Annotated in this window: 14 protein-coding genes, 1 pseudogene and 1 riboswitch; of the genes and pseudogenes, 9 read left to right on the top strand and 6 right to left on the bottom strand. The window is 72.1% G+C overall.

Annotated elements, in window-relative coordinates:
- Window positions 1-6: 6 nt before the first annotated feature.
- A complete protein-coding gene (locus tag ADK65_RS30640) occupies window positions 7-867 on the bottom strand; it encodes a helix-turn-helix domain-containing protein (RefSeq protein ID WP_053674241.1) in 861 nt (286 codons plus the stop codon).
- A gap of 213 nt (window positions 868-1,080) precedes the next feature.
- On the opposite strand from ADK65_RS30640, the gene ADK65_RS30645 reads away from it, so the two are divergent.
- Window positions 1,081-1,539, top strand: a complete 459-nt coding sequence (locus ADK65_RS30645) for an ATP-binding protein (RefSeq protein WP_053674242.1) — start codon at window positions 1,081-1,083, stop codon at window positions 1,537-1,539.
- Window positions 1,540-1,713: 174 nt separating this feature from the next.
- Here ADK65_RS30645 and ADK65_RS30650 read toward each other — a convergent pair whose 3' ends face one another.
- From ADK65_RS30650 to ADK65_RS30665, 4 genes and pseudogenes are all read right to left on the bottom strand, one after another.
- The gene (locus ADK65_RS30650; RefSeq protein ID WP_053674243.1) at window positions 1,714-2,331 is read right to left on the bottom strand and encodes a DUF6328 family protein; all 618 of its coding nucleotides are present in this window, start codon (window positions 2,329-2,331) and stop codon (window positions 1,714-1,716) included.
- Between the two features lie 82 nt (window positions 2,332-2,413).
- Window positions 2,414-2,887, bottom strand: a complete 474-nt coding sequence (locus ADK65_RS30655) for a C40 family peptidase (protein ID WP_053674244.1) — start codon at window positions 2,885-2,887, stop codon at window positions 2,414-2,416.
- A 3-nt stretch (window positions 2,888-2,890) separates the two neighbouring features.
- A riboswitch (cyclic di-AMP (ydaO/yuaA leader) is annotated at window positions 2,891-3,103 on the bottom strand.
- Between the two features lie 461 nt (window positions 3,104-3,564).
- Window positions 3,565-3,759 (bottom strand): annotated as a pseudogene (locus tag ADK65_RS39495) (ATP-dependent Clp protease proteolytic subunit); the annotation flags it as partial.
- Between the two features lie 189 nt (window positions 3,760-3,948).
- Entirely contained in the window at window positions 3,949-4,941 is a 993-nt protein-coding gene (locus tag ADK65_RS30665) for a hypothetical protein (RefSeq protein ID WP_053674246.1), read from the bottom strand.
- A 149-nt stretch (window positions 4,942-5,090) separates the two neighbouring features.
- On the opposite strand from ADK65_RS30665, the gene ADK65_RS30670 reads away from it, so the two are divergent.
- The 8 genes from ADK65_RS30670 to ADK65_RS30705 all read left to right on the top strand — a co-directional run bounded on the left by ADK65_RS30670 (window position 5,091) and on the right by ADK65_RS30705 (window position 12,235).
- Complete coding sequence (locus ADK65_RS30670; protein ID WP_053674247.1) at window positions 5,091-5,723, top strand: TetR/AcrR family transcriptional regulator; 633 nt, start codon at window positions 5,091-5,093, stop codon at window positions 5,721-5,723.
- 128 nt (window positions 5,724-5,851) lie between these two features.
- Window positions 5,852-6,154: an urease subunit gamma gene (locus ADK65_RS30675; RefSeq protein ID WP_053674248.1), complete on the top strand. Its 303-nt coding sequence runs from the start codon at window positions 5,852-5,854 to the stop codon at window positions 6,152-6,154.
- 13 nt (window positions 6,155-6,167) lie between these two features.
- Window positions 6,168-6,479: an urease subunit beta gene (locus ADK65_RS30680; RefSeq protein ID WP_053674249.1), complete on the top strand. Its 312-nt coding sequence runs from the start codon at window positions 6,168-6,170 to the stop codon at window positions 6,477-6,479.
- Complete coding sequence (locus ADK65_RS30685) at window positions 6,472-8,193, top strand: urease subunit alpha (protein WP_053674250.1); 1,722 nt, start codon at window positions 6,472-6,474, stop codon at window positions 8,191-8,193. The genes ADK65_RS30680 and ADK65_RS30685 overlap by 8 nt, the downstream gene beginning before the upstream one ends.
- Window positions 8,194-8,203: 10 nt before the next feature.
- Complete coding sequence (locus ADK65_RS30690) at window positions 8,204-8,878, top strand: urease accessory protein UreF (protein WP_053674251.1); 675 nt, start codon at window positions 8,204-8,206, stop codon at window positions 8,876-8,878.
- Window positions 8,879-9,013: 135 nt separating this feature from the next.
- Window positions 9,014-9,691: an urease accessory protein UreG gene (gene ureG, locus ADK65_RS30695; RefSeq protein WP_053674252.1), complete on the top strand. Its 678-nt coding sequence runs from the start codon at window positions 9,014-9,016 to the stop codon at window positions 9,689-9,691.
- On the top strand, window positions 9,688-10,455 hold the full coding sequence (locus ADK65_RS30700) for an urease accessory protein UreD (RefSeq protein WP_420709111.1): 768 nt from the start codon (window positions 9,688-9,690) through the stop codon (window positions 10,453-10,455). Before ureG ends, ADK65_RS30700 begins: the two co-directional genes overlap by 4 nt.
- Before the next feature lie 178 nt (window positions 10,456-10,633).
- Window positions 10,634-12,235, top strand: coding sequence for an alpha/beta hydrolase (locus ADK65_RS30705; RefSeq protein ID WP_053674254.1), 1,602 nt, complete (start codon window positions 10,634-10,636; stop codon window positions 12,233-12,235).
- 50 nt (window positions 12,236-12,285) lie between these two features.
- On the opposite strand, the gene ADK65_RS30710 is transcribed toward ADK65_RS30705, so the two are convergent.
- Window positions 12,286-13,317: an NAD-dependent epimerase/dehydratase family protein gene (locus tag ADK65_RS30710; RefSeq protein WP_199825733.1), complete on the bottom strand. Its 1,032-nt coding sequence runs from the start codon at window positions 13,315-13,317 to the stop codon at window positions 12,286-12,288.
- Between the last annotated feature and the right edge of the window lie 57 nt (window positions 13,318-13,374).

Genomic DNA, 13,374 nt, shown 5'->3' on the forward strand with positions numbered 1-13,374 from the left:
GCCTCCTTACGCGCCGGCGGCTGTCCCGGCGATGAAATCCAACGAGTCCTCGGGCGAAAGGGCGTGGATCTGAAGGGCGTTGAAGGCCTCCGTGTAGGCCTGGAGGTCTTCTTTCCGTTCGAGGTAGAGGCTACTCGTCAAGTGGTCGAGAACAACCACGTCTAGATCAGAAGTGCTCGAAAATGAGAAAATAACGAAAGGGCCAGTGACGCCGATGTGCGCCCCGGCGGCGAACGGCAGTACCTGCAGGCACACTTGGGGCAGCCGGGCCGCCTCGACCAGCCGTTCCAGCTGCCGGGCCATGACCCCGGGCCCGCCCACCTCCCGCCGCAGCACCGCCTCGTCCAGGACCGCGCTCAGCTTCAGCGGGGGGTCGGCGCGCAGCACGTCCTGGCGGGCCAGCCGCACCTCGACCAGCGTGTCGAGCCGGTCCTCCGCCAGCCCCTCCACCGCGGCCCGCGTCACCGCGCGCGCGTACTCGGGCGTCTGGAGAAGGCCCGGGACCACCGTGGTCTCCAGCGTGCGCATCGCGCCGGCCTGGGATTCCAGGCTGATGAAGTCCCGGTAGGTCGGCGGCAGCACCCCGCGGTAGGCGTGCCACCAGTGGTGCCGGCCGCCGCTGTCCTCGGATCCCGCCAACGCCATGAGGAGTTCACGCAGTTGGGAGTCCCCCACGCCGTAGGCGTCCAGAAGTAACCGCACATCGGCCGGTTTCACCCCGCTCGTGCCCGTCTCGATCCGGCTGACCTTGGACTGGTGCCAGCCCACCAGCCGGGCCGCCTCACCGCTCGTGAGCCCCGCCGAGGAGCGCAGCGCACGCAGTTCGGCGCCCAGTTTCCGGCGGCGCACCGCGGGACCGTGCTGCATGGGCTCCTCCTTACTCCTTCAGAGCCACCCAAATACGGTCTCGCGTCGCAGAGTTCACCGCTTTGAGCGACAGATATATGCATATCTTGGTGGATCGCCGACCTTCACGGGTGTTCTGGTGGCAGTCTGACGAGGAAGCACCAGTCCGGGACCGTACTCGAACCCTCCGCTCCGTGTCGGGCTACGGTCCCGTGGGAAAGGGACGACGTCGCCATGGCAGACCATTTGGAAGCATCCGTCACTCTGCCGAGCGATCCCGCCTCGGTCTCCGCAGCGCGCGCCTACGTGGTGAGCACCCTGGCGGAGTGGGGCCTGCCGGCGGACACGGAGGCGTCCGACACCGTCCGGCTCATCATCTCGGAACTCGCGACCAATGCCGTCCAGCACACCTTCGGCCAGTCGCCCACCTTCACCGTGGACGTCGAACTGGACCGCGACGAACACCTGCGCATCGGTGTCACGGACAGCCACCCGCGCTTTCCCAGACGCCTGCCCGCGGCCGTCCAGCAGGACAACGGCCGCGGTCTGGTCATCATCCGCTGGCTGACCGCCGAGTGCGGCGGCAGAATGCGTATCCGCCCGACCCGCGAAGGCGGCAAGACCATCTCGATCGAGCTCCCGTGGGCCGTTCCGGTCCGGCCGGTCACGACGGCGGGCCGGCAGGAGCCGTAGCCGGCCCTCACGGGACCTGCCCCACCCGGAAGACCCGAATCGCCTCCCCCTCGGGTGCCCTCCACGCACCCCGGCCCGCGCGACCCGCATCCGGGCCACCCCACGGCTCTACGCGGCCCGCTCCACGCCTTGCGGCCCGCTCCACGCCTTGCGATCCGTCGGAGCCCGCGGCCCTCACCGGTGCCGAGCCGACGCCTCCCGGTGCGCTGCCGCCCCTCGAAGCCCTGACGGCTGCCCGACCGTGCGCCGCAGCGGTGCGGGGATCCTGACCCCGGCCCCCTCCGGCTCCTCCTCGGCCCCGTTCCTGTCCCCCCGCAGCCCCGCCCGTCGCACCAGCCGGGGGAGCACCCCCCACAGTCCGACGCAGACCAGGAAGGTCCCGGCGCCCGCGGCGAGGCCACCGGTACGGCCCGTGGTCACGTCGACCACCAGCAGCACCGAACCGCTGAACGCGAACACCAGAACGCACAGACCCGTCGTGGCCAGGCGCGAGGAGACCTGCACTATGCGGGGCTTGGCGCCCTGCTGGAAGAGCGAACGGTGCAGCGCGGCCGGCGCGGTGAAGAGGGCGGCGGCCAGGACCGCAAGCAGCAGCGTGATGACGTAGGTGACGCGCTGGACCGTGTCGAGGTCGCCGAAGCGCGAGGTGAAGGCCAGCGACAGCAGGAAGGCGAAAAGGATCTGCACACCCGTCTGGGTGACGCGGAGTTCCTGGAGCAGCTCGACGAAGTTGCGGTCGGCGCGTTGGAGCGGAGTCTCGTTGCGCGCGGTGCAGGGACGGTGCTCGGCCATGACGGCACGAGTATCCATCCGAGCCCGTGTCACGCTCCGGCGTGCGGCGGCGCCTCAGGGACGCCGCCGCACGCCGGGCGGATCACCTCACGCGCCCGTACCAGACGCTCTTGGTCCAGATCTTCTGCAGTCGGACCACGTCCCCGCTCTTCGGGGAGTGCCAGAGCTTGTTCTTACCCGCGTAGATGCCGACGTGGTACACGTTGCTGCCCGAGTGGAAGAACACCAGGTCTCCCGCCTTGCGGTTCTTGGCGGAGATGTGGCGCGTCTTGTTGTACTGCTGGGCAGCCGTGCGGGGGAGCTTCTTGCCGGCCTTCTTGAACGAGTAGAGCGTGAGCCCCGAGCAGTCGAACCGGTGCGGCCCTATCGCTCCGTACTTGTAGGGCGAACCCTTCTTGGAGGCCGCGATCTGGAGTGCCTTGGTCGCCGGTGTGGCTGCCGCGGCCTCGGAGGCGAAGCCGGGAGCCACGATCGAGCCGCCCACCGCGGCGATGGTGAGCGCCGAGGCCGTGCCGGCCCGGGCCATGAGCGACGGGACACGATTGAGCGCAGTCATGCGCAACCCTTCGTCAGCCGCCTGTGAAGGATGACCTGTCGGATTCGGGCTGACAAAGTTGCCCGGCCGCTGACGCGGCTTCACCCCAAGGGCTGCTCGGGTCCGGTCATGGCGTGACCGTCCCGGCGACCCGTCGTGCTTGGGTCCTCCACTCCTGCCGATCCACTCCTGTCGACCGGTCATCCGGGCGGCGGCAGGACTCGGCGTCCGCCCGGATCGCCCCGCCACAGCGGCGGGGGCTTGTCGTCAGACAGGGATCTTGGCGCATGCCTGTCCGGATTTCCCAACGGAACCGGGGATTTGTGTTGTTACTCACCACTCACCCGTTCGGGTGGACACGTGTGCGTTCGCGCCACGGTCCACGGGTTCGCGGACCGTCGGACCAGCGGCGTAATGCCCCATTACGCCCTCGGACTACGCGCGTTGCGCAACCGGAAGCATCCCGAAATCGGTCTCCCGCCTACTCCGAACAGGGGTACGTCTTTTGGTCCGTTTCAACTCAGCTCCGGATGCTCCGCCGTCGCGGCGTGCCTCCGGAACGACGGCTTCGCGTCAACTGACGGATTCCGGGGGGAGGGTGAGTCGCGCGGTGCGCCGCTCGCCGTCCGGCACCCGAGCGCCCGGGCCAGGGTGGCGGCGTACTGTTCCGTCTCGCCTCGCTGGCGCATCAAGGCCACCGCCTCCTGTGCGTTGAGGACCTTGTCCGCTCGGGTGCGGCCCGAATGCCGCGCGAAGATCTCCTCCATCCGGCTTCGGACGCGCGGCAACTCGCACGCCTGAACGGCCGGATCGCTCGCCTGGCCCCGGACCGGCCCGGGCAGCGCCGGCTGACGGATCACCAGGCGCGCGTCGGGCAGCGCGAATCGCTTGCCCGCGGCCCGGCCGCCCCGGGCGTACAAGAGGCCCGGGCAGCCGAACACCTCGGGAAGACCGGAGTCCGGGCATGTGTGAAGCCCGGCCAGGTGTACAGCCCGGGCATGCGTGAAGCCCGGCCAGGCGTGAAGACCGCGCGCCCCCGTCCGCTACGGCGGGGACGCACGGTCGCCTCATGCGGGTGCCGGTCAGGCGACGGCCGAGAGCTCCCGGCGGTCGGCCGCGGGCCCGGCGCCCACCCTCCGTGCCCTGAGCGCGCCGCCGAGCAGCACGGCGCCCAGGCCCAGCACCGCCCACCAGGTCAGCGTCAGGGCAGGCCCGGTCGCCGCCGCGCCGTCGAAGTACGCCACCGAGCGCAGCAGCGACGTGCCCGCGCCGGGCGGCAGCCACTGCCCGATCGCGCCGGCCGGCTCCGGCAGCATCTGCGGGGCCGACGTGGCGCCGGAGAAGGGGTTGCCGATCAGCATCACCAGGGCGGCCCCGATGCCCGTACCGGCGGGGCCGGCGAGGGCGGCGAGTCCGGCGACGGCGCCGCCGACGGCCAGCGTGGACAGGGCGAGCACTCCGGCTTCCGCCCACCAGGCTCCGCCGAGCGCCCCGAGCCAGCTGTGCGCGATCCCCGCCGCGACGACGCCCACCACGGCGGACGCGCCGAGCAGCGCGAGCACGGCCCGGCGTCCGCGCAGCCCCAGCAGAGTGACCGCCGCGCCGGCCGCGATGCCGGCCAGGGCGAGGGGCAGGATGGCGGCGTTCAGCACCACGCCGCGCGGATCGCCGGACGGGGTGGGCACGACGTCGACCGTCCGGACCCGAGCGCCCTCACCGGCTGCCCGCTGGGCCACGGCCTGCTGGAGGAACTGCGCGACAGCCGGCCCGGCCGCCGACGCGGTGAGCAGTTCCGGCCCCTGTGGGGTGACCACGAGCGCGCCGTAGACGCTCCGGTCTCCGATGGCGTCCCGGGCGGCGGCCTCGTCGGCGTAGCGATGGATCTCGAAGGCGCCCTCGTGCCGCTCCAGCTGCCGCGCGACCTGGGTCACCGCCGTGGCTGGTCCGGCCACGCCCAGCGGCAGGTCACGGGGTGCGATGCGGGAGGCCGGCCAGGCGAAGGCCCACAGGGCGAGGGCGGCCAGGACGGGCACGAGGACGACGGCCGCGATCACTTGGCGGTTGCGGGAAGGCATGAGGGTCTCCTGGGGCGAGCGGAACCGGGAACGGAACCGGGACGAAACCGGGAACGCTAAAAAGAAGGATCGTTCGTTTTGCTCCGCCTTCACCGTGCTCGGGTCGCGGCGTCTTGTCAAGAATGAATATTCGTTTTACTTTGGGGATCATGGCCCGCGTGTCCCAGGAACACCTCGACGCCCGCCGCCGCCAGATCCTCGACGGCGCCGCGCTCTGCTTCGCCCGCAACGGCTTCCACGCCACGTCCATGCAGGACGTGCTGAAGGAGGTCGACCTCTCGGCCGGTGCGGTCTACCGCTACTTCAGCGGCAAGGAGGAGCTGATCGGCGCCATCGTCGCCGAGGTGCTCGGCTCGGTCCGCGAAGCCTTTGAGGAGGCGGCGCGCCAGAGTCCGCCCCCGCCGCCCGACGAACTCGTCGCCTCCGTCCTCGGCGGGACGCTCGCCGCCCGTGAGTCCCTCGTCGTCGACGGCCGGCCCGCCTTCCCCCGGCTCGTCGTCCAGGTGTGGACGGAGACCCTGCGCAACGAGGAGCTGGCGCTGCTGCTCGAAGAGGGCTACGGCTCGGTCCGCGCGGCCTGGGGGAGGATCGTCGAGCGCTACCAGGAGGCCGGGATGATGAGGACGGACGTGGAGCCGGACCATGTGGCCCGCACGATGATCGCCGCCGTGCTCGGGTTCATCACCCAGCAGTCCCTCTTCGGACCGGCACCGGTGGAGGTCCTCCGGGACGGTCTGCGTGCCCTGACCGGCATGCGGGGCGGGGACACGCCGACCGGTTGATCACAGCTCGGTTAACGTGCCCGAAACGCGCTCCCACTAGCCTGCCGCTCCACGCCACCTGGCACTTTGCCCCGTGGCCGCGGCAACCGGGCCCCGCACGGCCCGGAGCGACGACTGTGAGGTGGGACGTGCAGCTGACCCCGCACGAGCAAGAACGACTGCTGATCCACGTGGCGGCGGACGTCGCCGAGAAGCGCCGGGCCCGCGGGCTGAAGCTCAACCACCCCGAGGCGGTCGCTCTCATCACCTCGCACATCCTCGAAGGCGCGCGGGACGGCCGGACCGTCGCGGAGCTCATGTCCTCCGGGCGCAAAATCCTGACCAGGGACGACGTCATGGAGGGCATCCCGGAGATGATCCACGACGTCCAGGTCGAGGCCACCTTCCCGGACGGCACCAAGCTCGTCACCGTCCATGAGCCGATCGTCTGACGGGGAGAGCGCCGTGATTCCCGGAGAGATCCTCTTCGCCGAGGACCCGATTGCCTACAACGAGGGGCGCGAGGTCACCCGGCTCACCGTCCTCAACGCCGCCGACCGGCCCGTGCAGGTCGGCTCCCACTACCACTTCGCCGAGGCCAATCCCGGCCTGGAGTTCGACCGTGCCGCCGCGCGCGGCAAGCGGCTGAACGTCGCCGCCGGCACGGCCGTGCGCTTCGAGCCCGGGATCCCCGTCGACGTCGAACTCGTTCCGCTGGCCGGGGCCCGCGTGGTGCCCGGTCTGCGCGGGGAGACCGGAGGTGCCCTCGATGCCTGAGATCTCGCGTGCCGCGTACGCCGACCTGTTCGGCCCGACCACCGGCGACCGGATCCGCCTCGCCGACACCGACCTGCTGGTCGAGATCGAGGAGGACCGTTCCGGCGGCCCCGGACTCGCCGGTGACGAGGCCGTGTTCGGCGGCGGCAAGGTCATCCGCGAGTCCATGGGCCAGGCGTGGGTCACCCGCGCGGAGGGCACCCCGGACACGGTGATCACCGGCGCGGTGATCATCGACCACTGGGGGATCGTCAAGGCTGACGTCGGCATCCGCGACGGCCGGATCACGGGCATCGGCAAGGCCGGCAACCCCGACACCATGGACGGCGTCCACCCGGAGCTGGTCATCGGCCCGGAGACCGAGATCATCGCGGGCAACGGGCGGATCCTCACGGCCGGTGCCATCGACGCGCACGTCCACTTCATCTGCCCGCAGATCGCCGACGAGGCGCTCTCCTCGGGCATCACGACCCTCGTCGGCGGCGGCACCGGCCCGGCCGAGGGGTCCAAAGCCACCACCGTGACCCCCGGCCCCTGGCATCTCGCCCGGATGCTGGAGGCGATGGAGGCCCACCCGCTCAACATCGGCCTGCTCGGCAAGGGCAACACCGTCTCCCACGAGGCGATGCTGTCGCAGATCCGCGGCGGCGCGCTCGGCCTGAAGCTGCACGAGGACTGGGGCTCCACCCCGGCGGTCATCGACGCCTCGCTGACCGTCGCCGAGCGCACGGGCATCCAGGTCGCCATCCACACCGACACGCTCAACGAGGCCGGTTTCGTGGGCGACACCCTGGCCGCGATCGCCGGGCGGGGCATCCACGCCTACCACACCGAAGGCGCGGGCGGTGGGCACGCACCGGACATCATGACCGTGGTCTCCGAGTCGTACGTGCTGCCCAGCTCCACCAACCCGACCCGGCCGTTCACCGTCAACACCGCCGAGGAACACCTCGACATGCTGATGGTGTGCCACCACCTCAACCCCGCGGTGCCGGAGGACCTGGCCTTCGCCGAATCCCGGATCCGGCCGTCCACGATCGGGGCGGAGGACGTGCTGCACGACCTGGGCGCGATCTCGATCATCTCCTCGGACTCCCAGGCCATGGGGCGCGTCGGCGAGGTCGTCATGCGGACCTGGCAGACCGCGCACGTGATGAAGCGGAGGCGGGGCGCGCTGCCCGGGGACGGACGGGCCGACAACCGCCGTGTCCGTCGCTACGTGGCCAAGTACACGATCAACCCCGCGCTCGCACAGGGGCTGGCCCGGGAGGTCGGGTCGGTGGAGAGCGGCAAGCTGGCCGACCTGGTGCTGTGGGAGCCGGCGTTCTTCGGCGTCAAGCCGCAACTCGTCATCAAGGGCGGGCAGATCGCGTATGCGCAGATGGGCGACGCGAACGCCTCGATCCCCACTCCGCAGCCGATCCTGCCGCGGCCGATGTACGGGGCGATCGGGCGGGCTCCCGCCTCCAACTCCCTCAACTTCGTCGCGCCCCTGGCCGTCGAGGCCGGACTGCCGGAGCGGCTGGGGCTCGGGAAGCGGTTCGCGGCGATCGAGTCGACACGCGGGATCACCAAGGCCGACATGCGCGAGAACGACGCGCGGCCCGAGGTGCGCGTCGACCCCGACAGCTTCGCCGTGTACATCGACGGGGAACTGGTCGAGGCGGCGCCCGCTGCCGAACTTCCCATGGCACAAAGGTACTTCCTGTTCTGAGGGTGGTCTGATGTCACGTGCGGCGCTTCTCGTCCTGGCCGACGGGCGATTTCCCGCCGGGGGGCATGCGCACTCCGGCGGCGCCGAGGCGGCGGTCAAGGCCGGCCGGATCAGCGGGGCGGCGAGTCTGGGGGAGTTCTGCCGTGGGCGGTTGCACACGGCTGGGCTGACGGCGGCGGGGCTGTCGGCGGCCGCGGCGCTGGGGATCGACCCCGTCGCGCTGGACCGTGCCGCCGACGCGCGCACGCCGTCGCCCGCACTGAGGACCGCCGCCCGGAAACTGGGCCGGCAGCTGCTGCGGGCCGCCCGGGCGACCTGGCCGTCCGCCGAACTGGACCGACTCGGCAGGGAGTTCCCCAAGGGAGCGCACCAGCCGGTGGTGCTCGGGCTGGCCGCCCGGGCCGCGGGGCTGGGTCCGGTGGACGCGGCGTACTGCGCGGCGTACGAGAGTGTGAGCGGGCCCACCTCGGCGACGGTGCGGTTGCTGAGTCTGGATCCGTTCGACGCGACGCGGGTGCTGGCCCGGCTGGCGCCGGAGGTGGACCGGGTCGCGGACCGGGCGGTGGAGGCGGCCCGGAAGGCGGTCGGCGAGGGGGCCGACGCGCTGCCCGCGGTGTCGGCGCCGCTGCTGGAGATCGGGGCGGAGGTGCATGCGGCGTGGCCGGTGCGCCTGTTCGCCTCGTAGCCGCCCCTTGAACGCCGCGCAGACCATCCCCCTCAGGGGCGCGGGGAACTGCGCGACCGGCCCCCCACGCACCCCACCCCGGCACCACCGCCCGCCACCCCGGGCCCCTCGCTCGCCCACCACCAGGAGCCGCACATGCACCTCGACCACCACCACGACGTCCCACCGGCCGTCGGCGCCGACGCCCACCGCCCCGACGGCACCCGCAGAGCGCTCCGTATCGGGCTCGGCGGCCCCGTGGGGTCCGGGAAGACCGCCACCGTCGCCGCGCTCTGCCGGGCGCTCAGGGAGGAGCTGTCACTCGCCGTCGTCACCAACGACATCTACACGCGGGAGGACGCCGAGTTCCTGCTCCGCGAGGCCGTGCTGCCGCCCGAGCGGATCACCGCCGTGGAGACGGGCGCCTGTCCGCACACCGCGATCCGGGACGACATCTCCGCGAACCTGGAGGCGGTGGAGGATCTGGAGGACGCGGTCGGGCCGCTGGATCTCGTGCTCGTGGAGTCCGGCGGGGACAACCTCACCGCGACCTTCTCCAAGGGGCTCGTCGACGCACAGATCTTCGTGATCGACGTGGCCGGGGGCGACGACATCCCGCGCAAGGGCGGCCCGGGCGTGACCACCGCCGACCTCCTCGTCGTCAACAAGACCGACCTCGCCCCCTACGTCGGCTCCGACCTCGCCCGCATGGCCGCCGACGCCAAGGCGCAACGCGCCGAACTTCCCGTGATCTTCCAGTCGTTGCGCAGCGAGGCCGGGGTCACGGACGTCGCGGCGTGGGTGCGCGCGCAGCTCGCCGCGTGGAGGGCGTGAGCGTGCGTGCCGGTGCCGGGGTGCGGTCCGTCGCGCGGATCGTCGCCCGGGACGACGGGCGCGGCGGGACCTCGCTGCCCGTGCTGGAGAGCGACGGGCCCCTGGCGCTGCGGCGCACCCGGGCCACGGAGACCGGGGCGCGGGTCATGCTGGTCGGCGCGATGAGCGGGCCGCTCGGTGGTGACCACTTCACCGTTCGGGGCCGGGTGGAAGAGGGCGCGCGGCTGTCCGTCGGGTCGGCCGCCGCCACCATCGCCCTGCCCGGACAGGCCAAGGGCGAAGCCCGTTACGACGTCCGGCTCGCCGTCGCCGACCACGGCGAACTGCACTGGCTTCCCGAGCAGTTGATCTCGGCCCAGGGCAGTGACCTCCATGTCACCACCCGCGTCGAACTCGCCGCGACCGCCCGGCTCGTGCTGCGCGAGGAACAGGTGCTCGGACGCGTAGGTGAGGAACCGGGGCGGCTCACGAGCCGTCTGACGGTGCGGGTCGACGGCCAGGCCGTGCTCGACCAGGAACTGTCCTGCGGGCCCGGTGCGCCGGGCGGCTGGGACGGTCCCGCCGTACTGGCGGGGCACCGTGCCGTCGGGCAACTGGTCGTGGTGCGACCGGAGTTCGCCGCCGAGCCGGTGACGGCCCGGGTGCTGGGGGAGGGGGCCTCGCTGGTGCCGCTCGCCGGGCCCGCCGCGCTGGTGACGGCGGTGGCGCCGGACGCCCTCCGGCTCAGGCGGCTGCTCGACGAGGCCCTCGCCTCGCTGCGGTAGACCTGGGCGTCCGCCCCGCGGGCCGGGGGCGACCGGGCCTCGCAGGCCCGTGTCCGTAGAGAAGTACACCTTCTCCGTTTATCGGATTGGCAAAGAAGAGCGCGCGACTCTGTTGTCAGGGACCCCACAACCGGGAGGATCCCCGTACTGATCTCAACGAGGTACGGGGAGGTCCCCCTTGAGGGGTTCGAGACCGAAGAGGCGGGTGGCGGCGCTGGGTTCGGCCGGCGCGCTCGTCACGGCCACGCTGATAGCCGGCGCCGTCGCGGCGCCCACCGCGAACGCGAGCGCGGGCAGCGGCCACGGCCGGGACCGAGAGGCCAAGGGCACCGCGATCGCCGCCGCCCGGGCCGCGAAGGCCGGCATCGACTGGCAGGACTGCCCCGCCGACTGGAACCTGGCCAAGCCGATCCAGTGCGGGTACGTCAGCGTGCCGCTCGACTACGCCAAGCCCTACGGCAAGCAGGTCAAGCTCGCCGTCGACCGCATCGGCAACACCGGCACCAAGGCCGAGCGGCAGGGGGCGCTCATCTACAACCCCGGCGGGCCCGGCGGCTCCGGGCTGCGCTTCCCGACCCGGGTCACCAACAAGAACGCCGTCTGGGCCAACGCGGCCAAGGCCTACGACTTCGTGGGCTTCGACCCGCGCGGCGTCGGCAGGTCCGCGCCCATCTCCTGTGTCGATCCCCAGGAGTTCGTCAAGGCCCCCAAGGCCGACCCGGTGCCCGACTCCGAGGCCGACAAGCTCGCCCAGCGCAAGCTGGCCCGCGAGTACGCCGAGGGCTGCCAGGAGCGCAGCGGCGCGATGCTGCCGCACATGACCACGCCGAACACCGCGCGCGACCTCGATGTCATCCGCGCCGCCCTCGGCGAGAAGAAGCTCAACTTCCTCGGCGTCTCCTACGGCACCTACCTGGGCGCCGTGTACGGCACCCTCTTCCCGGGCCACGTGCGCCGCATGGTCGTCGACAGCGTGGTCAACCCCTCGCGGGACAAGATCTGGTACCAGGCCAACCTGGACCAGGACGTCGCGTTCGAGGGCCGCTGGAAGGACTGGCAGGACTGGGTCGCCGCGAACGACGCGACCTACCACCTCGGCACCACCCGCGCCGCCGTCCAGGCGAAGTGGCTTCAGCTGCGCGCCACCGCGAAGAAGAACCCCATCGGCGGGGTCGTCGGCCCGGCCGAGCTCATCTCCTTCTTCCAGAGCGCCCCGTACTACGATTCCGCCTGGGCGCCGACCGCCTCGGTCTTCGGCAAGTACGTCGCCGGCGACACCCAGGCGCTCGTCGACGCCGCCGCCCCGGACCTGTCCGACACGGCCGGCAACGCGTCCTCGGAGAACGGCAACGCCGTCTACACCGCCGTGGAGTGCGCCGACGCCAAGTGGCCCACCGACTGGCGCACGTGGGACCGCGACAACACGCGGCTCCACAAGGACCACCCCTTCATGACCTGGGCCAACGCCTGGATGAACCTGCCGTGCGCCACCTGGCCGGCCAAGCAGCAGACGCCGCTGAACGTCAAGTCCGGCAAGGGTCTGCCCGGCGTGCTCATCGTCCAGTCCGAGCGCGACGCGGCCACTCCGTACGAGGGCGCCGTGGAGCTGCACAAGCGGTTCAAGGGCTCCCGTCTGATCACGGAGAAGGACGCGGGCTCCCATGGCGTCACCGGCCTGGTGAACCCCTGCATCAACCCCCGCGTGGACAGCTACCTGCTCACCGGCAAGCTGGACGGCGCCGACGTGACCTGCGCCCCGCACGCCACGCCGAAGCCGTAGCCGTCGTCCGACGGTGGTGAGGGGCGGCCGGGACACCGGCCGCCCCTTCCTCATGTCCGCCGGGCCGCGAACCAGGAGTCCTCCGCCGCGTAGTCGAAGAGGTCCGGGTAGGCGCGGGCGAGGGTGGGGAACGCCGCCCGCCAGTCCTGCCCGGACAGCCGGCGGGTGAGCCATTCGACCGTCTCGGGCAGGCTGTCCGGGTAGGACACGACCGGCCGGTGGCCCAGCTCCCGTTCCGCGGCGGACATGTCGCACAGCACGGGCAGCTCCGCCGACCAGGGCGTACGGCCCACGGACGTCTGCGCGGGCCCGTCCAGCAGAACGGTCTCCGTCTCCACCCCCATGACCGCGTCCACCGCTGCCCCGATCTCCGCTACGGCCGGCGGCCGCGGATCGCAGGCGTTGAGTACCCGCGAGCCCGGCCGTCCCGCTGCCAGCCGGACCAGTTCGGCGATGTTGCGCGCCGCCGACGTGTGGAAGACGCTCTCACCCCGGAAGGCGAGCACACGCCTGCGCCGGCCGTCGAGGTTCCGTTTGACGAAGTACAACTCGCGGGGGAGCGGGCTGTGCGGCCCGTGGACCGCGCCCGGGCGCAGCACGGTCGTGGGCAACCGGTCCGCCGCCGCGAGGAGTTCACGCTCCAGGGCCACCTTGCGGGTGCTGTACGTGGCGTCCCCCGGCGGGACCGTGACCTGGTCCTCCGTGATCGGCACGGGGTACCGCGGGAGCCCGTCCGGCTCTCCCATGGTGTCGAAGCCCCTGCCCTTGCCGTCCTCGTACACCGACACGGACGACACCACCACGGCCGAACCGATCCGGCCGGCCAGGCCCGTGAGCTGCCGTGCGTGCCGGACCCCGTAGGCGACCAGGTCGACCACCAGGTCGCAGCCGTCGCCGATCAGCGCGCCGAGCGCCGCGTCGTCCTCGCGGTCCAGGCGCGGCGTCTGCACCCCGGCGGGCCAGTTCTCGTCCCGGAGGCCGCCGCGCGACGCGGCCGTCACCTCCCAGCCGTCCCGCGCCAGCGCCGCCACCACCGGCCTGCCGATCTGCCCGCCCGCCCCGATCACCACAGCACGTCTCATGCCGCGACCGTAGATCGCCGAACCTCGGCCTGGAACGGTCCTCTGCCGAGAGCAGAG

The organism is Streptomyces sp. NRRL B-1140 (assembly GCF_001280065.1).
GTDB lineage: Bacteria > Actinomycetota > Actinomycetes > Streptomycetales > Streptomycetaceae > Streptomyces.